Annotated in this window: 17 protein-coding genes; 13 read left to right on the top strand and 4 right to left on the bottom strand. The window is 64.4% G+C overall.

The genetic code is table 11. The features are described 5' to 3' along the window. Positions 1-39: 39 nt before the first annotated feature. From ileS to dut, 5 genes are all read left to right on the top strand, one after another. Positions 40-2,892 (top strand): isoleucine--tRNA ligase, encoded by a 2,853-nt coding sequence (gene ileS / locus EPN59_RS12520; RefSeq protein ID WP_293035990.1) that lies wholly within the window; start codon positions 40-42, stop codon positions 2,890-2,892. Continuing rightward, positions 2,892-3,398: a signal peptidase II gene (gene lspA / locus EPN59_RS12515; protein WP_293035992.1), complete on the top strand. Its 507-nt coding sequence runs from the start codon at positions 2,892-2,894 to the stop codon at positions 3,396-3,398. Before ileS ends, lspA begins: the two co-directional genes overlap by 1 nt. A gap of 88 nt (positions 3,399-3,486) precedes the next feature. Further along, positions 3,487-4,716: a bifunctional phosphopantothenoylcysteine decarboxylase/phosphopantothenate--cysteine ligase CoaBC gene (gene coaBC / locus EPN59_RS12510; protein ID WP_293035994.1), complete on the top strand. Its 1,230-nt coding sequence runs from the start codon at positions 3,487-3,489 to the stop codon at positions 4,714-4,716. Between the two features lie 68 nt (positions 4,717-4,784). Then, on the top strand, positions 4,785-5,789 hold the full coding sequence (locus EPN59_RS12505) for an LLM class flavin-dependent oxidoreductase (protein ID WP_293035996.1): 1,005 nt from the start codon (positions 4,785-4,787) through the stop codon (positions 5,787-5,789). A 26-nt stretch (positions 5,790-5,815) separates the two neighbouring features. Beyond that, on the top strand, positions 5,816-6,262 hold the full coding sequence (dut, locus tag EPN59_RS12500) for a dUTP diphosphatase (RefSeq protein WP_293035998.1): 447 nt from the start codon (positions 5,816-5,818) through the stop codon (positions 6,260-6,262). 119 nt (positions 6,263-6,381) lie between these two features. Here the strand turns inward: dut and EPN59_RS12495 are convergent, their stop codons facing one another. From EPN59_RS12495 to clpS, 3 genes are all read right to left on the bottom strand, one after another. Further along, a complete protein-coding gene (locus tag EPN59_RS12495; protein WP_293036057.1) occupies positions 6,382-7,698 on the bottom strand; it encodes an amino acid permease in 1,317 nt (438 codons plus the stop codon). A gap of 218 nt (positions 7,699-7,916) precedes the next feature. Further along, positions 7,917-10,214, bottom strand: a complete 2,298-nt coding sequence (gene clpA, locus EPN59_RS12490) for an ATP-dependent Clp protease ATP-binding subunit ClpA (RefSeq protein WP_293036000.1) — start codon at positions 10,212-10,214, stop codon at positions 7,917-7,919. Further along, on the bottom strand, positions 10,211-10,525 hold the full coding sequence (gene clpS / locus EPN59_RS12485) for an ATP-dependent Clp protease adapter ClpS (RefSeq protein ID WP_028213389.1): 315 nt from the start codon (positions 10,523-10,525) through the stop codon (positions 10,211-10,213). Before clpS ends, clpA begins: the two co-directional genes overlap by 4 nt. 603 nt (positions 10,526-11,128) lie before the next feature. Here clpS and cspD point away from each other — a divergent pair. Next, positions 11,129-11,335, top strand: coding sequence for a cold shock domain-containing protein CspD (gene cspD, locus EPN59_RS12480; RefSeq protein WP_017776809.1), 207 nt, complete (start codon positions 11,129-11,131; stop codon positions 11,333-11,335). 469 nt (positions 11,336-11,804) lie between these two features. Here the strand turns inward: cspD and icd are convergent, their stop codons facing one another. Beyond that, complete coding sequence (gene icd / locus EPN59_RS12475; protein ID WP_293036043.1) at positions 11,805-13,061, bottom strand: NADP-dependent isocitrate dehydrogenase; 1,257 nt, start codon at positions 13,059-13,061, stop codon at positions 11,805-11,807. Positions 13,062-13,565: 504 nt separating this feature from the next. On the opposite strand from icd, the gene EPN59_RS12470 reads away from it, so the two are divergent. From EPN59_RS12470 to EPN59_RS12440, 7 genes are all read left to right on the top strand, one after another. Then, complete coding sequence (locus tag EPN59_RS12470) at positions 13,566-14,153, top strand: pseudouridine synthase (protein WP_293036046.1); 588 nt, start codon at positions 13,566-13,568, stop codon at positions 14,151-14,153. Positions 14,154-14,499: 346 nt separating this feature from the next. Next, the gene (locus tag EPN59_RS12465) at positions 14,500-14,697 is read left to right on the top strand and encodes a hypothetical protein (RefSeq protein ID WP_293036048.1); all 198 of its coding nucleotides are present in this window, start codon (positions 14,500-14,502) and stop codon (positions 14,695-14,697) included. Positions 14,698-14,910: 213 nt separating this feature from the next. Continuing rightward, the gene (locus EPN59_RS12460; RefSeq protein ID WP_293036050.1) at positions 14,911-15,426 is read left to right on the top strand and encodes a DUF192 domain-containing protein; all 516 of its coding nucleotides are present in this window, start codon (positions 14,911-14,913) and stop codon (positions 15,424-15,426) included. Between the two features lie 387 nt (positions 15,427-15,813). Continuing rightward, positions 15,814-17,922, top strand: coding sequence for an elongation factor G (fusA, locus tag EPN59_RS12455; RefSeq protein ID WP_293046104.1), 2,109 nt, complete (start codon positions 15,814-15,816; stop codon positions 17,920-17,922). A gap of 267 nt (positions 17,923-18,189) precedes the next feature. Next, complete coding sequence (locus EPN59_RS12450; RefSeq protein ID WP_293042971.1) at positions 18,190-19,854, top strand: ABC transporter substrate-binding protein; 1,665 nt, start codon at positions 18,190-18,192, stop codon at positions 19,852-19,854. Between the two features lie 42 nt (positions 19,855-19,896). Further along, the gene (locus EPN59_RS12445; RefSeq protein WP_293042974.1) at positions 19,897-20,898 is read left to right on the top strand and encodes an ABC transporter permease; all 1,002 of its coding nucleotides are present in this window, start codon (positions 19,897-19,899) and stop codon (positions 20,896-20,898) included. Beyond that, a complete protein-coding gene (locus EPN59_RS12440) occupies positions 20,895-21,785 on the top strand; it encodes an ABC transporter permease (RefSeq protein WP_293042977.1) in 891 nt (296 codons plus the stop codon). The genes EPN59_RS12445 and EPN59_RS12440 overlap by 4 nt, the downstream gene beginning before the upstream one ends. The last annotated feature ends 19 nt before the right edge of the window (positions 21,786-21,804 follow it).

Raw genomic sequence — 21,804 nt, 5'->3', positions numbered from 1 at the left:
CCGGCGCCGTGCATCCCCTGAATTCACCGTGATTTCACCATGAGCGACAAGAAAGCATCCTCCGGCAAGCCCGCGCAGAAGACCGAATCGAAATACCCCGTCAACCTGCTGGACACTCCGTTCCCGATGCGCGGCGATCTGCCGAAGCGCGAGCCCCAGTGGGTCAAGGAATGGCAGGACAGGGAGATCTACCAGAAGATCCGCGCGGCCTCGAAGGGCCGCAAGAAGTTCATCCTGCACGACGGCCCGCCGTATGCGAACGGCGACATCCACCTCGGCCATGCGGTGAACAAGATTCTCAAGGACATGATCGTCAAGGCGCGCAATCTCGCGGGCTACGACGCGGTCTACGTGCCGGGCTGGGATTGCCACGGCATGCCGATCGAGATCCAGATCGAAAAGCAGTTCGGCAAATCGCTGCCCGCGACCGAAGTCATGCAGAAGGCGCGCGCCTACGCAGCGGGCCAGATCGAGACGCAAAAGGCCGGCTTCCGTCGCCTTGGCGTGCTCGGCGACTGGGACAACCCGTACAAGACCATGAACTTCGCGAATGAGGCCGGCGAAATCCGCGCGCTCGCGAAGATCCTCGAAAAAGGCTATGTGTTCCGCGGCCTGAAGCCCGTGAACTGGTGCTTCGACTGCGGCTCGGCGCTCGCCGAGGCGGAAGTCGAGTACAAGGACAAGACCGATCCGACCATCGACGTGATGTTCCCGTTCGCGCAGCCAGCGGAGACGGCCGCGGCGTTCGGCCTGGCCGCCCTGCCGCGCGAGGAAGGCGGCGTCGTGATCTGGACCACCACGCCGTGGACGATTCCCGCCAACCAGGCGCTGAACGTCCATCCGGAAGTGATCTACGCGCTCGTCGATACGCAGCGCGGCCTGCTGATTCTCGCCGAAGAGCGTGTCGAAGCCTGCATGAAGGACTTCGAGCTCGACGGCCGCGTGATCGCCACGGCGCCGGGCGCGAAGCTCGCGCATCTGCGCTTCCATCACCCGCTCGCAGTGGCGCATCCGGGCTACAAGCGCACGTCGCCCATCTATCCCGGCGACTACGTGACGACCGACACCGGCACGGGCATCGTGCACTCGGCACCGGCCTACGGCGTGGAAGACTTTGCCTCGTGCAAGGCCCACAACATGGCCGATTCGGACATCATCAGCCCGGTCATGGGCGACGGCCGCTACATCGAATCGCTGCCGCTCTTCGGCGGCCTCGCGATCTGGGCGGCGAACCCGAAGATCGTCGAAGCGCTCGACAACGCGGGCACGCTCCTGCGCAGCGAGAAATACCTGCACAGCTACATGCACTGCTGGCGTCACAAGACGCCGATCATCTACCGCGCCACGTCGCAGTGGTTCGCGGGCATGGACGTGAAGCCGAACGACGGCAGCAAGACGCTGCGCGAAACCGCGCTCGAAGGCATCGAGGCGACCGCGTTCTATCCGTCGTGGGGCAAGCAGCGCCTGTACGCGATGATCGCGAACCGCCCGGACTGGACGCTCTCGCGTCAGCGCCAATGGGGCGTGCCGATGGCGTTCTTCGTCCACAAGGAAACGGGCGAACTGCATCCGCGCACGCTGGAGCTGCTCGAAGAAGTCGCCAGGCGCGTCGAAAAGAGCGGCATCGAAGCGTGGCAGGCGCTCGATCCGCGCGAGCTGATCGGCGACGACGCCAATCTGTACGAGAAGAACCGCGACACGCTCGACGTGTGGTTCGACTCCGGCACGACGCACTGGCACGTGCTGCGCGGCTCGCACGAGGACGATCTGCAGTTCCCGGCCGACCTCTATCTGGAAGGATCGGACCAGCATCGCGGCTGGTTCCACTCGTCGCTGCTCACGGCGTCGATGCTCGACGGCCGCCCGCCTTACAACGCGCTGCTCACGCACGGCTTCACCGTCGACGGCGAAGGCCGCAAGATGTCGAAGTCGCTCGGCAACGGCGTCGATCCGCATGAGGTGGCGAACCGCCTCGGCGCGGAAATCATCCGCCTGTGGATCGCGTCGACCGACTACTCGGGCGAGCTCGCGATCTCCGAGGAAATCCTCAAGCGCGTGACGGAAGGCTACCGCCGCATCCGCAACACGCTGCGCTTCCTGCTCTCGAACCTCTCCGACTTCGAGTTCGACAAGCACGCGCTGCCCGCCGCCGAGTGGCTCGAAATCGACCGCTACGCCGTGGCGCTCACGCACACGCTGCAAAACGATGTGCTCGCGCACTACGACCGCTACGAGTTCCACCCGGTCGTCGCGAAGCTGCAGACGTTCTGCTCCGAAGACCTGGGCGGCTTCTATCTCGACGTGCTCAAGGACCGCCTCTACACGAGCGCAGTCGATTCGAAGGCCCGCCGCGCCGCGCAGACCGCGCTCCATCACATCACGCACAGCCTGCTGCGCATCCTCGCACCGTTCCTCTCGTTCACGGCCGAGGAAGCGTGGAAGGTGTTCCAGCCGCACACCGAGACCATCTTCACCGAGACGTTCCACGCGTTCCCGGACATCGAACAAGCTGAAGCGCTGATCGCGCGCTGGACGCTGCTGCGCGAAGTGCGCGGCAACGTGACGAAGGCGCTCGAAGAGGCGCGCGTGGCCAATGCGATCGGTTCGTCGCTACAGGCCGAAGTGCGCATTCTGGCGAGCGGCGCGCGCTACGACGCGCTCGCCTTGCTCGGCGACGACCTCAAGTTCGTGCTGATCACCTCGGCGGCCGAGGTCGTCAAGGTCGAGAGCGAGGCGGACGAAGGCGTCGAGGTCATCACCTCGAAGTACCTCAAGTGCGAGCGCTGCTGGCACTACCGCGAGGACGTCGGCACGAACGCCGAACACCCCGGGCTGTGCGGCCGCTGCGTCGCCAATCTCTTCGGTAACGGCGAAACACGGAGCGCGGCATAATGGCGAAATCCAGGCCGTTGCAGTCCCGCGCGAGCGGCGCGCTTGCACCGTGGCTCGGCATCGCGGTGGTCGTGATCCTGTGCGACCAGCTCACGAAGATCGCCATCGCCCGGCTGTTCAGCTACGGCGAAAGCCGCGCGGTCACGTCGTTCTTCAACCTCGTGCTCGTGTACAACAAGGGCGCCGCGTTCAGCTTTCTCGCCGCGGCGGGCGGCTGGCAGCGCTGGGCGTTCACGGCGCTCGGCGTGGCGGCGGCACTCGTGATCAGCTATCTGCTCAAGCGCCACGCGGGGCAGCGCATGTTCTGCACGGCGCTTGCGCTGATTCTCGGCGGCGCGCTCGGCAATGTGCTCGACCGGCTGATGTACGGCCACGTGATCGACTTCCTCGACTTCCATGTGGGCGGGTGGCACTGGCCAGCGTTCAACGTCGCGGACAGCGCAATTACGATCGGCGCGGTGCTGCTGGTGATCGACGAGCTGCGGCGCGTGCGCGGCGCACGCTGAGCGGACGTCGTGCACGGGATCGGAGGCAGGGCCGAAGCGCCAACTCCGATCGACCGCTTTGCGTGTGACCGGAGTAAGGAGACTGGACTTGAACACCGCTGCTGCCAACCCGGGCGAACTCGCCGGCAAGCACCTCGTCATCGGCATGACCGGCGGCATCGCCTGCTACAAGATCGCCGAGCTCACGCGCCTTCTGACCAGGGCTGGCGCAACCGTGCAGGTCGTCATGACCGAAGCGGCAACGCAGTTCATCACGCCCGTCACGATGCAGGCGCTTTCGGGCCAGCCCGTCTACACCAGCCAGTGGGACGCGCGCATGTCCAACAACATGGCGCACATCGACCTCTCGCGCGGTGCCGACGCCATCGTCATCGCCCCCGCCTCCACCGACTTTCTCGCCAAACTCGCGCACGGTTTCGCCGACGACCTGCTCTCCACACTGTGCGTCGCCCGCGACTGCCCGTTGCTGGTCGTTCCGGCCATGAACCGGCAGATGTGGAATAACCCGGCCACGCAGCGCAACGTCGCCCAACTGCGCGCGGACGGCATCGAAACGCTCGGCCCCGATTCCGGTCCGCAGGCCTGCGGCGAAGTCGGCGACGGCCGCATGCTGGAACCGGAAGCCGTCTACGCAGCGATCGTCTCGTTCTTCGCGCCGAAGGTGCTCGCGCACCGCCGCGTGCTGATCACCGCCGGGCCGACCTTCGAGCCGCTCGACCCGGTGCGCGGCATCACGAACCGTTCAAGCGGCAAAATGGGCTTCGCGCTCGCGCGGGCGGCGCAGCAAGCCGGCGCCGACGTCCATCTCGTCGCGGGCCCGGTCACGCTCGAAACGCCGTGGGGCGTCTATCGCGAAGACGTGCAGACGGCCCAGCAGATGTACGACGCGGTCATGCGCGCCGTGCCCGACTACGACGTGTTCATCGGCGTGGCGGCGGTGGCCGACTGGCGCGTCGATCACATCGCGACGCAGAAGATCAAGAAAACCGCCGAGGGGCAGGTTCCCGGCTTCAGGTTCGTCGAGAATCCCGACATCCTCGCTTCGGTCGCCAGGCTGCCGCATCCGCCGTATTGCGTCGGCTTCGCGGCAGAAAGCGGCGACCTCGACGTCCATGCCGAGCAAAAGCGCGTGCGCAAGAACGTACCGCTCCTGATCGGCAATCTCGGCCCGCAGACCTTCGGACTCGACGACAACGAAGTCGTCCTCTTCGAAGCTGCCGGGAGCACGAAGCTGCCACGCGCGGCCAAGCAGGCGCTCGCGCAGACGCTGATCGCCGAGATCGCGCGCCGCCTGCCCGACCAGAGCATCATCTCGTGACGCGCGCGGCGCCGTCGGCGGACAACGCCGAGGCGGCGCGCGTCGCGAAAGAAGCAGGGTGAGCCGTCATGACGCTTCTTTCCGTACTCGACCAGTCGCCCGTGATTACCGGGCATACGGCCGCCGACGCCATCGCGGCGACCCTCGAACTCGCGCAGCTCGCCGACGACCTCGGCTACACGCGCTACTGGTGCGCCGAGCACCATGGCCTGCTCGGCGTGTGCAATCCCTGCCCGGAGATCATGCTGGCGCGGCTCGGCAGCGTGACGAAGCGCATCCGCATCGGTTCGGGCGGCGTGATGCTTCCCTACTACAGCCCGTTCAAGATCGCCGAGCAGTTCATGATGCTGGAGGCGCTCTATCCGAACCGCGTCGATCTCGGCGTGGGGCGCGCGCCCGGCGGCGACATGCGCACGGCGCAGGCCGTCGCGGCCGGTTTTTACAGCCGCGGCGAACAGTTCGCCGACCAGGTGCGCGATCTGGTCGGACTCATGGACGGCACGCTGCCGGACGACCACATCGCGAGCGGCACGCTCCTGCAGCCGCAGATCGAAACGCGGCCGCAACTGTGGGTGCTCGGTTCGAGCGACTTCGGCGGCGCGCTCGCCGCGCGGCTCGGTCTGCGCTTTTCGTTCGCGCATTTCATCAACGCGCATTTCGGGCACCTGGTGGCGAACGCCTATCGGGACCGCTTCCAGGCCGGTCACGAGGCGACGCCGTACCTGGCCTGCGCGGTGTTCGTCATTTGCGCGGATACCGAACGGGAAGCCGCCGACCTCGAAAAGGCCGTCGATCTGCGCCGCGTGCAGATGGCGCTCGGCCTGAACGCGCCGATCCCGACCGTCGAGCAAGGACTCGCACAGGAATACGGCGAGCGCGAGCAACTCGTGATCGACCGCGAGAAGCCGCGCAGCATCGTCGGCACGCCCGACAGCGTCACGGAGCGCCTGCGCCTGCTGCAAGAGCGCTTCGCCGCCGACGAACTGATCGTGCTCACCATCGCCGGAAGCTACGCGGCGCGGCTGCGCTCCTATGAACTGCTGGCCGAAGCGTTCGCGCTCTCTCGCCTCTGATTCCTACGCCAACCCAACCTTCACTCATGAATATCGACATCAAGATCCTGAACGAACGCATGCGCGACCAGTTGCCCCAATACGCGACGCCCGGCAGCGCGGGGCTCGACCTGCGCGCGTGCATCGAGACGCCGCTCACGCTCGAACCGGGCGAAACGAAGCTCGTGCCGACAGGGCTCGCGATCCACGTCGCCGATCCGGGCTATGCGGCGCTGATCCTGCCGCGCTCGAGGCTTGGCCACAAGCACGGCATCGTGCTCGGCAACCTCGTGGGGCTGATCGATTCGGACTACCAGGGCGAACTCATGATTTCGACGTGGAACCGCGGCCATACGACGTTCATGCTCAATCCGCTCGAGCGCCTCGCGCAGCTCGTGATCGTGCCGGTCGTGCAGGCGCACTTCAATATCGTCGACGACTTCGAAACGAGCGAGCGCGGCGCGGGCGGTTTCGGCAGCACCGGCAAGCACTGATCGCGCACGCAGCGCACGAACAGGCGAAAGCCGCGCAAACATGAAAAAAGCACGCCGGAGCGTGCTTTTTTCATTTCTGACGCCTCGATCAGCAGGCGTCTTGCCAGCGGGGCCGAAGCTTAAGCGGCTTCGCCTGCCGCTTCGAGACGCCGCCGATACCAGAGCCAATACACGGCCACCAGCGCGACGAGGAACGCGAGGCCGTACACGAGCGTCATGGCGAACTCGCGCGTGAACGCGGTCGTGACGAGAATGCCGGCCATCAGCAGCGCACCGAGCACGCTCGTGAACGGATATCCCCACATGCGAAAGGCCGGCGTGGGACCCGCGTGGCGCGCGCGGAAAAAGAGGTGCGTGACGAAGATCATCAGCCACGTGAACATCGCACCGAACATCGCAATCGACATCATCAGCGTGAAGGCCGTTTGCGGCCACAGCGCGTTGAGCACGGCCGCCACGGCGATGCCGATGGTCGAGAGCGAGAGGGCAGCGGCGGGCACGCCATGGCGCGAAAGACGTCCGAATACGGCGCTCGCGTAGCCTGCGCGCGAGAGGCTGAACATCATGCGCGTGGTGATGTAGAGCTGACTGTTCATCGCCGACAACGCGGCCACGAGCACGATGAAGTTGATCGCCCCCGCCGCGTACGGAACGCCCGTTGCGGCCATCACTTTCACGAACGGGCTCTCGTTCGCACCGGCTTCGGTCCACGGCACGATTGCGAGCATCAGCGCGAGCGTCAGCAGATAGAACAGCACGAGGCGCAGCATGGTCCCGCGAAACGCACGCGTGACCGCGCGCTGCGGATCGCGCGCCTCGGCTGCCGCAACGGCGATGGTCTCGACGCCCAGATAGCTGAAGAGCGCGACGATCGTGCCGACCCACACGCCCCACCAGCCTTTCGGCAGCAGGCCGCCGTGCGCGGTGTAGTTCGCAAAGCCGACCCCCGAGCTTGCGGGCGCACGCCACACGAACCATGCGCCGAGCACGATGAACGCGACGATTGCGGCAATTTTCAGGCTGGAAAAAACATATTCGATGCTGCCGTACGCGCGCACGCTCATTGCGTTCACAACGATCAGCGCCGCTGAAAACCCGATGATCCAGTAAAGTCCCGGCACCTGAGGGAACCAGAACTTCATGTAGACGGCGATGGCGGCCACCTCTGTGCCGACGGCGAGCACGTAGGCCGACCAGTACGCGTAGCGCACGACGAAGCCCGCCAGCGGGCCGATATAGTGCTCTGCGTAGGCGCCGAACGAGCCGGACGTGGGATGCGCGACGGTCATTTCCGCGAGTGCGCCCATCAGCAGCAGCGCGACCAGCGCGCCAATCGCATACGAGACGAGGACGCCCGGCCCCGCAAAGCTGATCGCGAAACCGCTACCGAGGAAGAGCCCGGTGCCGACCGCGCCGCCGATCGCAATCATCGTCATCTGGGCGGCGGACAAGCCGCGCCGCAAACCGCGCTCGCGCTCGACGATCGAATCGAACGCGCCATTTTTATCTGCTGCCAAAACTTCCCCCTGCTGCGCACGTTCAAACGGTACGTGCAAAAACAAAACGGCGCGGGCTCGGGCGCCCACGCCGTTTACCTCATTTCAAAGCGCCAACTACGTAGCAACTATGTGGCAACTACATGGCAACTGCGCGCTTATTCTACTTCGACGGCCTCCGGGTTCGGATTACGCGGCGCCGGATGCTCGTCGAACGTGAGCTGCACCTTGTCTTCGGCATCGATGTCGACGGTCACGCGGCCGCCGTTCATCAGCTTGCCGAACAGCAGTTCGTCGGCCAGCGCACGGCGGATCGTGTCCTGAATCAGGCGCTGCATCGGCCGCGCGCCCATGAGCGGGTCGAAGCCGTGCTTTGCGAGATGCTTGCGCAGCGCATCGGTGAAGAGCGCATCGACCTTCTTCTCGTGCAACTGGTCTTCCAGCTGCATGAGGAACTTGTCGACGACGCGCATGATGATCTCTTCATCGAGCGAGCGGAAGCTGATCGTCGCATCGAGCCGGTTGCGGAACTCGGGCGTGAACATGCGCTTGATGTCGGCCATTTCGTCGCCCTGCTCGCGGCGGCTCGTGAAGCCGATGGTCGACTTGTTCATCGCCTCGGCGCCCGCATTCGTCGTCATGACGATGATGACGTTGCGGAAATCCGCCTTGCGGCCGTTGTTGTCGGTCAGCGTGCCGTGGTCCATCACCTGCAGCAGCACGTTGAAGATGTCCGGGTGCGCCTTTTCGATTTCGTCGAGCAGCAGCACGCAGTGCGGCTTCTTCGTGACGGCTTCGGTAAGCAGACCGCCCTGGTCGAAGCCGACATAGCCCGGCGGCGCGCCGATCAGGCGGCTCACCGCGTGACGCTCCATATACTCGGACATGTCGAAGCGGATCAGCTCGATGCCGAGCGTGAACGCGAGCTGGCGCGCCACTTCGGTCTTGCCGACGCCAGTCGGCCCCGAGAACAGGAACGAGCCGATCGGCTTGTCGGTCTTGCCGAGCCCCGCGCGCGCCATCTTGATCGAAGCGGACAGCGCGTCGATGGCCGGATCCTGGCCGAACACGACGGACTTCAGATCGCGGTCGAGCGTCTGGAGCTTGCTGCGGTCGTCCTGCGACACGCTTTGCGCCGGCACGCGCGCGATCTTCGAGATGATCTCTTCGATCTCGCTCTTGCCGATGGTTTTCTTCTGCTTCGACTTCGGCAGGATGCGCTGCGCGGCGCCCGCTTCGTCGATCACGTCGATCGCCTTGTCGGGCAGATGACGGTCGGTGATGAAGCGCGCGGACAGCTCGGCCGCCGCATTGAGCGCGCCCGAGGAGTACTTCACGCCATGGTGCTCTTCGAAACGGGATTTCAGCCCGCGCAGGATCGCGACGGTCTGCTCGACGGTCGGCTCGACCACGTCGATCTTCTGGAAGCGCCGCGAGAGCGCCGCGTCCTTTTCGAAGATGCCGCGATATTCGGTGAAGGTCGTCGCGCCGATGCACTTGAGCGTGCCCGACGAAAGCGCAGGCTTGAGCAGGTTCGACGCATCGAGCGTGCCGCCCGACGCGGCGCCCGCGCCGATCAGCGTATGAATCTCGTCGATGAAGAGAATCGCGTGCGGACGCTCCTTGAGCTCCTTGAGCACGGTCTTCAGACGCTGCTCGAAGTCGCCGCGATACTTGGTGCCCGCCAGCAGCGCGCCCATGTCGAGCGAATAGACCTGCGCGTCGGCCAGGATATCCGGCACTTCGCCGCGCGTGATGCGCCACGCGAGCCCTTCCGCGATAGCGGTCTTGCCCACGCCCGCTTCGCCCACGAGCAGCGGATTGTTCTTGCGGCGGCGGCACAGCACCTGCACGACGCGCTCGACTTCCAGCTCGCGCCCGATCAGCGGATCGATGCGGCCGTCCTTCGCCATCTGGTTCAGGTTCTGCGTGAACTGCGCGAGCGGCGTTTCCTTCTGGCTGGCGGCGTCCTCGGCTTCGGCGTTCGCATCGCTTGCCTTGGCGGCTTCGCCGCTGCTGGTCTTCGCGATGCCGTGCGAAATGAAGTTCACCACGTCGAGACGCGTGACGCCCTGCTGCTGCAGATAGTACACCGCGTGCGAGTCCTTCTCGCCGAAGATCGCGACGAGCACGTTCGCGCCCGTCACTTCCTTCTTGCCGTTCGAGGTGGACTGGACGTGCATGATCGCGCGCTGGATCACGCGCTGAAATCCGAGCGTGGGCTGCGTATCGACGTCGTCCGTGCCTGGAACCGTGGGGGTGTTGTCGTGAATGAAGTTGCGCAGGTTCTGACGCAGGTCTTCGATATTCGCGGCACACGCGCGCAACACTTCAGCCGCCGTTGGATTGTCCAACAGCGCCAGCAGTAGATGCTCGACTGTTATGAACTCGTGCCGTGCCTGACGTGCTTCCATGAACGCCATATGCAGGCTGACTTCCAGTTCCTGGGCAATCATGCTTCCTCCATCACACACTGCAGCGGATGCCCTGCCTGCCGTGCGTGGGTAACGACTTGCTCAACCTTGGTCGACGCGATATCCCGCGTATAGACCCCACAAACTCCCCTGCCTTCGCGATGGACCTTCAGCATGATCTGCGTCGCGGTCTCGCGGTCCTTATTGAAATACTCCTGAACGACCATCACGACGAATTCCATCGGCGTGTAGTCGTCGTTCATCAAGACGACCTTGTACATGGAGGGCGGTTTGACCTTTTGCTCCTGCCGCTCCAGTACGGTTGAATCCTGCTTGTCCGGGATAATCGCCATACACCCATTCTAAACAACTCGGACAGGCCCGCAATCCTGCCGCGAAACCCGACCGGACGGCCGGTAAAACCGCCGCGCGCGCGCCCTGCGCCGCGCGCCCTCCCCGTCCAGCCACTACCGGCTGCGGGGCCGGTTCGAGACACGCAAGGCGCACGCCATGCGTGCGCCGAATCTGCCCCTTTCCTGCTGCCGGCAGCCTTTACGCCGCCGGTCGATTTGAGTATCGCACAACCCGCGCGGCGCCGTTGGTGCGCACTGTAAGGGGCCGCACCAAGCGGGGGAATTTCTGCACCGCAGCGCGGCGTGTGTCCGCCGATTATGCGTGTTTTCAGGGATTACCGCCCGCCGTGATGCTGCACTTGGGAAAAGCAGTAAAAACCCTGGCAATGTTCTCTTTACAACGCGTCATACAACGTCTCAAAATATTCTTGACAGCAGAATAAAGAGCCTCAACAATCAAGCTGGCACTTTTTTCAACCGTTTCATATTCGAAAAAATGCCGTTGGTGAGCTTGTTTGTGAGGAGGGGGCGATCGCATTACGTGGTCGTTTGGCTTTTCGAACTGCTCGTGTGGTAGTGACATGAGTTACAGGGGAAGTAGGTATGGCAACCGGTACGGTCAAGTGGTTTAACGACGCGAAGGGTTTCGGATTCATTACGCCTGACGAAGGCGGCGAGGATCTGTTCGCTCACTTCTCGGCCATCCAGATGAATGGCTTCAAGACCCTCAAAGAAGGTCAAAAGGTGAGCTTCGAGGTCGTGCAAGGCCCGAAAGGCAAACAGGCATCGAACATTCAGGCAGCAGCCTGATCTGTTCGATTCCCGTACCTTGGAAACCCGGCTTCGGCCGGGTTTCCTTTTTGTAGCGCCCTTTTCTGCATTTACTGTGGAAAACAGGGTCAAGTTTTACCGCGCCATCGCGCGGCACCTGCGACAGCGCACCGCATCCGTATTCCGGCTGGATAAAACGACAGCGGTAAAAGCCGCGCCGCGAAATAAATACGCCCAGCGCCTGAACGGTTCGATTCAAGCCCGAATATTTAAATGGCATAACCAGGCAAAATCGAGCCGATTTATACGCTGCCATTGCGGATGAAGTTCGCATTGGCGGTCTGTGTCAACGGCCGGTGCCCAATGAGGCACTTCGCCACACCGCCCGGATCCCGTTCGATACGACCGGAGAACACACACTTTCCCCGGCACCTGAAAGACAAAAACCCCGGCGACACGTCGTGTCCACCGGGGCTTTCGAGCATGACGCCGGACGCGCCAGCGCAACTTACATGTTTTCGATCATCACCTGCCCGAACGCCGAGCACGAAACCTGCGTCGCGCCTTCCATCAGCCGCGCGAAGTCGTACGTCACGCGCTTTTGCTGAATCGACTTTTCCATCGACGCGATGATGAGATCGGCAGCCTCGGTCCAGCCGAGGTGGCGCAGCATCATCTCCGCCGAAAGAATCTCGGAGCCCGGATTCACGTAGTCCTTGCCCGCGTACTTCGGCGCCGTGCCGTGCGTCGCTTCGAACATCGCCACCGAATCGGACATGTTCGCGCCCGGCGCGATGCCGATGCCGCCGACCTGCGCCGCCAGCGCATCCGAGAGGTAGTCGCCGTTCAGGTTCAGCGTCGCGATCACGTCGTATTCCGCGGGGCGCAGCAGGATCTGCTGAAGGAACGCATCGGCGATCACGTCCTTCACGACGATGTCGTTACCGGTTTTCGGATTCTTGAACTTCATCCACGGACCGTCGTCGATCAGCTCCGCACCGAATTCGCGCTGTGCGAGCGCATAGCCGTAGTCGCGGAACGCGCCTTCGGTGTACTTCATGATGTTGCCCTTGTGCACGAGCGTCACCGAGCGGCGATCGTTGTCGATCGCATACTGCAGCGCCTTGCGCACGAGGCGCTCGGTGCCCTCGCGCGAGACCGGCTTGATGCCGATGCCCGACGTTTCCGGGAAACGGATCTTCGATACGCCCATCTCTTCGCGCAGGAACCGGATGACCTTCTTCGCCGCTTCCGATTCGGCGGGCCACTCGATGCCCGCGTAGATGTCCTCCGAGTTCTCGCGGAAGATCACCATGTTGACCTTCTCGGGCGCACGCACCGGAGACGGCACGCCCTTGAAATACTGCACCGGGCGCAGGCACACGTAGAGATCGAGCTGCTGGCGCATCGCCACGTTGAGCGAACGGATGCCGCCGCCAACCGGCGTCGTGAGCGGCCCCTTGATCGACACGACGTAATCCTTCACGACCTCCAGCGTTTCGTCGGGCAGCCAGACATCAGGACCGTAGATGCGCGTGGCCTTCTCGCCCGCATAGATCTCCATCCAGTGGAGCTTGCGCTTGCCGCCGTAGGCTTTTTCCACCGCCGCGTCGACCACCTTGATCATCACCGGCGTGATATCGACGCCCGTGCCGTCACCCTCGATGTACGGGATGATCGGCTGATCCGAGACGTTGAGCGAAAAATCCGCGTTGACGGTGATCTTCTCACCGCTCGTCGGAACCTTGATGTGCTGATACGGCATGATCGACTCCAGTTGAGGACTTGGCTGGTGGTAGCGGGTAATGCACAGTGCAAGCGGATCCGGCGAAGTGTGCGCGCGAAACATGCGCGGCCTCGCAGCACCCGTTGCGCTCAATGCTTGCGGACTGGCTCGCGGCTGCACGATGGCGCTGCGAACGGCCCGTCCGCGTAACAGACTGAATGGACTGGCTGGTATTCTAGCCCACGCCCCGTCGCTGCATGCCACCCGTTCCGACGGCGCACAGGGCGCGCGACGCCACGCCTGGCGGCCCACCTGACAGCACCCGCGCGCGCCACGAATAGAACAGCCCGCGCGGGCGCGTCGAACGGGGCACCCGAACCAGGCACCCGAACCAGGCACCGGCAGGACGCCCTGCGTGGGAGCCGGTCCATGACATCCGGCCCGGCGTCCTGCCCGATGCTTTAACATCTCGCCGCATCACGACACAACTTCGACGCAACGTCGACTCAACCTCGGCGAAACCTCTTTTCTCACCCGGCTCTCATGCGTTTAATCGCCCTTAACAAACCGTTCGGCACGATTTGCCAGTTCTCGCCGCACGAAACACGCGCTTCTCTAGCGGACTGGGTCAAGGTGCCGGGCGTCTATCCAGCGGGCCGTCTCGATTCGGACAGCGAGGGCCTGCTGCTGCTGACCGACGACGGCGCACTGCAGGCGCGCATCGCCGAGCCGCGCCGCAAACTCGTGAAGCGCTACTGGGCCCAGGTCGAAGGCGAGCCCGGCGCCGACGCGCTCGCCGCACTGGAGCGCGGCGTCGATCTCGGCGATTTCGTGACCCAGCCGTGCCGCGCAAAAACGATCGCACCGCCCGAACATCTCTGGCCGCGCAATCCGCCGATCCGCTATCGCGCCTCGATTCCGACCACCTGGGTCGAACTCGCGATCAGCGAAGGCAAGAATCGCCAGGTACGGCGCATGACCGCCGCGGTCGGCTTTCCCACACTGCGGCTCGTGCGCGTAGCAATTGGCGTGCTCGATATTTTTTCGCTCGCGATTGCACCCGGCGAAAGCATCGACATTCCGGCCGATGCGCCATGGCAACCTATAAATCCCGCACGCCGATCAGGGTAAAGGTTGCATTTGCATTTTTTGATCATCGTCAATAGGTGCGGTATCAACGCGTCTTTAAAGCGCGAGACATGGCGAAGTAAATGAAATTTTCCCGTCAACCGCCGCATTACACGATGCGTTAAACGACGCAGATGCCGCACGAAGCTATCCGGCATTCAGCCTTCAGGTACCCGCCTTGCGCGCGCAAGCCGCGATGATGGATTACCGACCGCTGGCAGATGCATTCGTAAACTTCTTCGAATTTTTCGAATGTGACTGTCAACCGAAAGGTGGATGGCACCGTTTACCGACCTGACTCCAAAAACCGGGTCACTTGGTTAATTAACTCAAGCTGAGGATTTACAACATGAACAAGCTCATCGCTGCTCTGGTCGCTGGCCTCTTCGCAACGGCTGCTTTCGCACAAGCTTCGGCTCCGGAAGCTGCTCCGGCTGCTGCTGCTTCGGCTGCTGCTCCGAAGGCTAAGGCTGCTCACAAGAAGGCTCACAAGAAGGCTCACAAGAAGGCCGCCAAGGCTGAAGCCGCTTCGGCAGCTTCGGAGTAAGCTTGTTGTAAGGCGAAATGTCGATCGGCATTCATTGTCGATCTTCATCGCGATAAAAGGCAGACCGTCGCAAGGCGTTCTGCCTTTTTGTTTTTTTAATGCCTTTTCAGGCATTTATCGCCTGCTGTCACGGTTCGTGTCCGACACGCTTTGACCCGCTTCGATCTCCTCGCGTAACATGCGCGGGTTATATCTCAAGCAAGGAGTCCAGTCGTGCGATTTTCCCTGCGCCCGCTTTTAGCGCTCGCCATGCCGCTCGCCATGTCGCTCACTGCGGCAGCGGCCCTGACGCTCACGACGCTCGCCATGCCCGGCGTGGCACACGCCCAGCAATTGCCGCCCGGCGCGAAGCAGCCGAACGCCTTTCCGCGTGCGAAGCTGACCGCCGGGATGTATGTGATCGACGCCGCGGTCGCCGCCAATGACGCCGACCGCGAGCAAGGCCTCATGTATCGCTCGCAGCTTGGGCCCAACGAAGGCATGCTGTTCGTGTTCGGCGAAAACGCCGTGCATTGCTTCTGGATGAAGAACACGCTGATCCCGCTGTCCATCGCCTTCATGCGCACGGACGGCACGATCACCGACATCGACGAGATGCAGGCTGAAACGACCAACAACCACTGTCCGCGCAATAACGGCGTCTTCGCGCTCGAAATGAGCAAGGGCTGGTTCGCGTCGAAGGGCATCAAGCCCGGCATGCAGATCCAGGGGCTGCCGCCGCTGCAGTAACGCACGGCGAAGCCCGCGCTCTCTGCCGCGCTCACGCACCACCTCACGCGCCGCCCGCAGCGAATGCTGCAAGGCGCACAGCCGAAACGCCCCGTAAGCCGGTCCCGCTCCGAGCGGCGCCGGCTTTATTGCGCCTGTGCGGCCGCCGTCCAGCACACACCGGCACACACCAGCGCACACCGGCACATACCTGCACATACCCGAAGCCCCCCGTCGCCCGCGCAAAACCCGCGCCGCTGCGCGCACCCTGCAAAAGCGCGTAGCAAGCGCTATGCTACTAATCCGGCACCCGCGCATATCGGGCACCGCGCGTGGCGAGAGGCGACGCGCAACCCGCGCCGCACGTCGTCCGGCTTCCTTCACGGCGCGTATTCCAAGGAGATCATCGTGCCTCGCAAGACTCCCATCGAGCGCTATCGCAACATCGGGATCAGCGCTCACATCGATGCCGGCAAAACCACCACGACCGAACGCATCCTGTTCTACACCGGCGTGAATCACAAGCTCGGGGAGGTTCACGACGGCGCGGCGACCATGGACTGGATGGAACAGGAGCAGGAACGCGGCATCACGATCACGTCGGCCGCGACCACCGCGTTCTGGAAAGGCATGGCCGGCAATTATCCCGAGCACCGCATCAACATCATCGACACCCCGGGGCACGTCGACTTCACGATCGAAGTCGAGCGCTCCATGCGCGTGCTCGACGGCGCGTGCATGGTGTACGACTCGGTGGGCGGCGTGCAGCCGCAGTCCGAAACGGTGTGGCGGCAGGCGAACAAGTACAAGGTGCCGCGCATTGCGTTCGTCAACAAGATGGACCGCGTCGGCGCGGACTTCTTCCGCGTGCAGCGGCAGATCGGCGAGCGCCTCAAGGGTGTGGCCATCCCGATCCAGATCCCGGTCGGCGCCGAGGACCATTTTCAGGGCGTGGTCGATCTCGTGAAAATGAAGGCGATCGTCTGGGACGACGAGAGCCAGGGCGTGAAATTCCTCTATGAGGACATCCCGGCGAATCTCGTCGAACTCGCGCAGGAGTGGCGCGAAAAGATGGTCGAAGCCGCCGCCGAAGCCGACGAGGAACTGCTCGAAAAGTACCTCGACGATCACGAGAGCCTGACCGAAGACGAAATCAAGCGCGCGCTGCGCAAGCGCACGATCGCGGGCGAAATCGTGCCGATGCTGTGCGGCAGCGCGTTCAAGAACAAGGGCGTGCAGGCGATGCTCGACGCGGTGATCGACTATCTGCCCTCGCCTGTCGACGTGCCCGCGATTCTCGGCCACGACCTCCACGACAAGGAAATCGAGCGCCATCCGAGCGACGAAGAGCCCTTCTCGGCGCTCGCGTTCAAGATCATGACCGACCCGTTCGTCGGCCAGCTGATCTTCTTCCGCGTCTATTCGGGCGTCGTCGAATCGGGCGACACCGTGCTCAACGCGACGAAGGACAAGAAGGAGCGTCTTGGCCGCATCCTGCAGATGCACGCGAACGAGCGCAAGGAAATCAAGGAGGTGCGCGCGGGCGACATCGCGGCGGCAGTCGGCCTGAAGGAAGCGACGACCGGCGACACGCTCTGCGATCCGGCGCACGCCATCGTGCTCGAAAAGATGATTTTCCCCGAGCCGGTGATCTCGCAGGCCGTCGAGCCGAAAACGAAAGGCGACCAGGAAAAGATGGGCATCGCGCTCAACCGGCTCGCGCAGGAAGATCCGTCGTTCCGTGTGCAGACCGACGAGGAGTCCGGGCAGACCATCATCTCCGGCATGGGCGAGCTGCACCTGGAAATTCTTGTCGACCGCATGCGGCGCGAGTTCGGCGTCGAGGCGACCGTCGGCAAGCCGCAGGTGGCGTACCGGGAAACCGTGCGCAACAAGGCCGAGGGCGTCGAAGGCAAGTTCGTCAAGCAGTCGGGCGGGCGCGGCCAGTACGGCCACGCGGTCATCACGCTCGAACCGCAGCCGCCGGGCAAGGGCTACGAGTTCGTCGACGCGATCAAGGGCGGCGTGATTCCGCGCGAATTCATTCCGGCCGTCGACAAGGGCATCCAGGAAACGCTCAAGGCTGGCGTGCTCGCGGGCTACCCGGTGGTCGACACGAAGGTCACGCTCACGTTCGGGTCGTATCACGATGTCGACTCGAACGAAAACGCGTTCCGCATGGCCGGTTCGATGGCGTTCAAGGAAGCGATGCGGCGCGCAAAGCCCGTGCTGCTGGAACCGATGATGGCCGTCGAAGTGGAAACGCCCGAGGAGTTCATGGGCAACGTGATGGGCGACCTGTCGAGCCGGCGCGGCATCGTGCAGGGCATGGAGGATATCGCGGGCGGCGGCGGCAAGATCGTGCGCGCCGAAGTGCCGCTCTCGGAGATGTTCGGCTACTCCACGTCGCTGCGCTCGCTCACGCAGGGCCGCGCGACCTACACGATGGAGTTCAAGCACTACGCGGAAACGCCGCAGAACGTGGCCGAAGCGGTCATCAACGCGAAGAAGCAATAAGCCCGCAACAAGCCTGCAAAAAGCGAGTAAAAATCGCGTCGCGTTTCCCGAAGCCCGTTCCGTTGCCGGAACGGGCTTTTTCATTGGCGCGCCCGCCGCTGCTCCACTCCCGCCACTCCCGCCGTCCTGTCCACGGCCTTCGCCCGCGTCGCCGAATCGCTTAAACTGGATCCGAATTCGTCGTCTGCCGCACCGCCTGCCGCTGTCGCGACTGTCCTGCAGGACACGCCGCGACCACTCAAGGAACTGCACGGAAAACCCGCACCGATGAAACACCCGCAGTCTGCCGCCTCCGCTCCCCTCCTCGACCTCGACTTGCTGCGTCGCGACGCTGGCGACTACGGCAATCACGCCATCGACGAATATCTGGCCGGCCGTCTCACCCGCCGCGAGTTGCTGCGCTACGCGGGCATGCTCGGCCTCGCGCTTGCGGGCAGCGGGCTCGCTACGCCGCGCCGCGCGCGGGCCCAGCAACCGACGAACCAGACCATCCGCGTTGCGCACCTGATGCCCGCAGGCGCCGTCGATCCGCTCACGGTGACCGATGCAGGCGGCCTGAGTCTGTTGAACCAGACCGGCGAATTCCTCCTCGACGACGACGCCACCGGCCAGCTCCGGCCCGCGCTCGCGCTCTCGTGGCAGCCGAACAGCAAAGCGGACGTCTGGACCTTCAAGCTGCGTCCGAACGTGAAATTTCACGACGGCCAGCCGTTCGGCGCGCGCGACGTGGTGGCGACGTTCGACCGTCTCGCCGATCCCGCGAGCGGCTCGGCGGCGCTTTCGGTGCTCAAGGGCGTGCTGTCGAAAGGCGGCACGAAAATGGTCGACGAGCACACCGTCGCATTTCATCTCGATGCGCCGAACGGCAACTTCCCGTACTACGTTTCATCCGACAACTACAACGCCATACTGTTGCCCGCCAACTATGCGGGCCGTTACGAAAAGAGTTTCATCGGCACAGGGCCGTTCAAGTTCGAGAGCTTTCGGCCGCGCCAGGGCGCGAGCTTCGTTCGCAATCCCGATTACTGGGGCGACAAGGCGCTGCCCGCGCGCGTGCAGTTCGCGTTCTACGCCGACCAGCAGGCGCAGATCCTCGCGCTCCAGGGCCGCCAGGCCGACGTGATGGGCACGTTTACCGTGCAGGGCGGCATCGGCATCCTGAACAATCCCGGCTTCAAGGTGATCGGCGTGCGCTCGAGCGCGCATCGCCAGATCCACATGCGCAACGATGCGCCCATGTTCAAGGACAAGCGCGTACGCCAGGCACTGGCGCTCGCCCTCGACCGCGACGTCATGGTGCGCGGTCTGTTCAAGGGCCGCGCCGTGGTCGGCAACGACAGCCCGTTCGCGCCCATCTTTCCTTCGAGCCCGGCGGGCGTGCCGCAGCGCAGGATCGACGTCGCGAAGGCACGCCAGTTGCTCGCGCAGGCAGGCGTGGCGAACGGCTTCGACGTGACGCTCACCACCGAGAAGTACATGGAGATTCCGGATCTGGCCGTCGTGGTGCAGAACGCCGCGAAGGCGATCGGCGTGCGCATCGCGCTCAAGGTCGAAAGCCAGGGGCAGTACTACGGCGCGGGCACGTACGGCAAATCGGACTGGCTCGACGCGCCGCTCGGCATCACCGACTACGGTCATCGCGGCGTGCCGAACGTGTTCCTCGACGCGCCGCTCACGAGCGGCGGCACGTGGAATGCAGCACACTTTCGCAACGCGCAGTACGACGCGCTGGTTGCGCAGTTCGTCGCGACGCTCGACGTGGCCGCGCAAAAACGGCTCGCCGCGCAAATCGCAACGCTGCTGCTCGACGAAACGCCCGTGATCATCCCGTACTTCTACGACCAGTTGATCGCGCAACGAACGGCGCTGCAGGGCATGCGCTTCACGGCGCTCGCGCAGCTCTACTTCGACCGCGCCACGCTCGCGGCTTGACGCCACATAACGCACGCCGCAACGCACGCACACAGGAGCACGATGGCTACTCCGCTGACGAGTCCGCCTCAACCGGCCTACGCCGCGCCCGCGGTTCGCTTCATCGCGCGCCGCGCGGCATGGGCGCTCTTCACGTTGTGGCTGCTCTCGGTTCTCGTTTTCGCAGGCGGGCAACTGCTGCCCGGCGACATCGGCCGCGCGGTGCTCGGCCCGCTTGCCGATGCGCGCGCCGTCGCGGCACTCAATCATCAGCTCGGCGCTGACCGCCCCGCGCTCGAACAATACGTCGCGTGGATTGCGCACGCGCTGCGCGGCGACTTCGGTGAATCGTGGAGCTATCGCGAGCCAGTCGCGCCGTTCATCGGCGCAGCGCTGCTGCAATCCGCCAAACTCGGGCTGCTCGCGTTCGTTGTCGTGGTGCCGCTCGGCATCGGTGGCGGCGTGTGGGCCGCGCTGCATGCGGGCCGTCCGCTCGACCGCGCGATCAGCACTGGCGGACTGTGCGCGAGCGCCGTGCCCGAGTTCGTCTCCGCCATCGTGCTCATTCTCGTCTTCGGCGTGTGGCTGCGCTGGCTGCCGACCGAAGCCGTCGCACCGCCCGGTTCGGGCGTGGCCGAACAGTTGCGGCATCTGGCGCTGCCGGTGCTGCCGCTCGTCTTCGCGTTCTTCGGCTATCTCGCGCGCATGGCGCGTGCAGGCATGCTCGGCGCGCTCGACGCCGACTACACGCGCACCGCGATCCTCAAGGGCCTGCCGCAGCGCGTCGTCATCGTGCGGCACGTGCTGCGCAATGCACTCCTGCCCACCGTGACCGTCGCGGCGACGCAGCTCGGCTATCTGATCGGCGGACTCGTGGTCGTGGAGACGCTGTTCCGCTATCCGGGCATCGGCTCGCTGATCTACAACGCGGCGAAGGCGAAGGACTTTCCGATGCTCGAAGCGGGCGTGCTCGCGATCGGCGCGGTGTACACGCTCGCCAATTTCGCGGCCGATCTGCTGCACGCGCGGCTCGATCCGAGGCTGCGCACGACGGGAGGCTCATGAGCGACAGCAGCGCCGGTCCAGTAGATGCATCGGCTGAAAGCGAGAACCAAAGCGTGAACGACGCGCGCTTTCACGTGCTGCGCACCCTGCTGCGCTCGCCCGCGTTTCTCGTGAGCGCTGCAATCCTGCTGTGGTGGATCGCCTGCGCGCTCGCGGGGCACGCGTTCGTTCCGTTCGACCCTTACGCTTCCGATCCGCTCAACTCGCTGACGCCGCCCGATCACACGCACTGGTGCGGCACCGATCAGCTGGGCCGCGACGTGTGCTCACGCGTGATCGCGGGCGCGCGCGACATCCTCACGATCGCGCCGCTCGCCACGCTCGCCGGTACGCTCGCAGGCACGGTACTCGGCCTCATCACCGGCTACTTCGAGGGCTTTGCGGGCAGCCTCGTCGCGCGCACGCTCGACGCGGTGCTCGCGCTGCCGCTCGTGATCGTCGCGCTGCTCGTGCTCGCGGCGGTGGGCGCGTCGAATCTCGCGGTCGTGCTCGTGATCGGCATCACGTTCGCGCCGATGATCGCCCGCACGGTGCGCGCAGCCGTGCTCGCGGAGCGCCATCTCGACTACGTCGCCGCCGCTCAACTGCGCGGCGAGCGCGCGCCGTACGTGATGTTCGCGGAGATTCTGCCGAACGTGTGGCCGCCGGTCGTCGTTGAAGCGACCGTGCGGCTCGGCTACGCCATCTTCGCGGTCGCGACGCTCTCGTTTCTCGGCTTCGGCATCCAGCCGCCTTCCGCCGACTGGGGGCTTGCACTCGGCGAGTCCTATGCGCTGCTCGCGGGCGGCGCGTGGTGGACCGTCGCATTCGATGCGCTCGCAATCGCCTCGCTCGTCGTCGCCGTGAATCTGATCGCCGACTGCCTGCGCGAAGCGCTCGAATCATGAACCCGCGCACGAATCCATA

Origin of the sequence: Paraburkholderia sp., assembly GCF_004298475.1 — a bacterium.
GTDB classification, from domain to species: Bacteria; Pseudomonadota; Gammaproteobacteria; order Burkholderiales; family Burkholderiaceae; genus Paraburkholderia; species Paraburkholderia denitrificans.
Note: the sequence above shows the minus strand (reverse complement) of the source record. Positions and strands in the feature narration are given on the sequence as shown.

Coding starts and splice junctions, on each gene's coding strand:
- ileS (WP_293035990.1), top strand. CDS start 40: ATGAGCGACAAGAAAGCATCCTCCGGCAAGCCCGCGCAGAAGACCGAA.
- lspA (WP_293035992.1), top strand. CDS start 2,892: ATGGCGAAATCCAGGCCGTTGCAGTCCCGCGCGAGCGGCGCGCTTGCA.
- EPN59_RS12505 (WP_293035996.1), top strand. CDS start 4,785: ATGACGCTTCTTTCCGTACTCGACCAGTCGCCCGTGATTACCGGGCAT.
- dut (WP_293035998.1), top strand. CDS start 5,816: ATGAATATCGACATCAAGATCCTGAACGAACGCATGCGCGACCAGTTG.
- EPN59_RS12495 (WP_293036057.1), bottom strand. CDS start 7,698: ATGACGATGATTGCGATCGGCGGCGCGGTCGGCACCGGGCTCTTCCTC.
- clpA (WP_293036000.1), bottom strand. CDS start 10,214: ATGATTGCCCAGGAACTGGAAGTCAGCCTGCATATGGCGTTCATGGAA.
- clpS (WP_028213389.1), bottom strand. CDS start 10,525: ATGGCGATTATCCCGGACAAGCAGGATTCAACCGTACTGGAGCGGCAG.
- cspD (WP_017776809.1), top strand. CDS start 11,129: ATGGCAACCGGTACGGTCAAGTGGTTTAACGACGCGAAGGGTTTCGGA.
- icd (WP_293036043.1), bottom strand. CDS start 13,061: ATGCCGTATCAGCACATCAAGGTTCCGACGAGCGGTGAGAAGATCACC.
- EPN59_RS12470 (WP_293036046.1), top strand. CDS start 13,566: ATGCGTTTAATCGCCCTTAACAAACCGTTCGGCACGATTTGCCAGTTC.
- EPN59_RS12465 (WP_293036048.1), top strand. CDS start 14,500: ATGAACAAGCTCATCGCTGCTCTGGTCGCTGGCCTCTTCGCAACGGCT.
- EPN59_RS12450 (WP_293042971.1), top strand. CDS start 18,190: ATGAAACACCCGCAGTCTGCCGCCTCCGCTCCCCTCCTCGACCTCGAC.
- EPN59_RS12445 (WP_293042974.1), top strand. CDS start 19,897: ATGGCTACTCCGCTGACGAGTCCGCCTCAACCGGCCTACGCCGCGCCC.
- EPN59_RS12440 (WP_293042977.1), top strand. CDS start 20,895: ATGAGCGACAGCAGCGCCGGTCCAGTAGATGCATCGGCTGAAAGCGAG.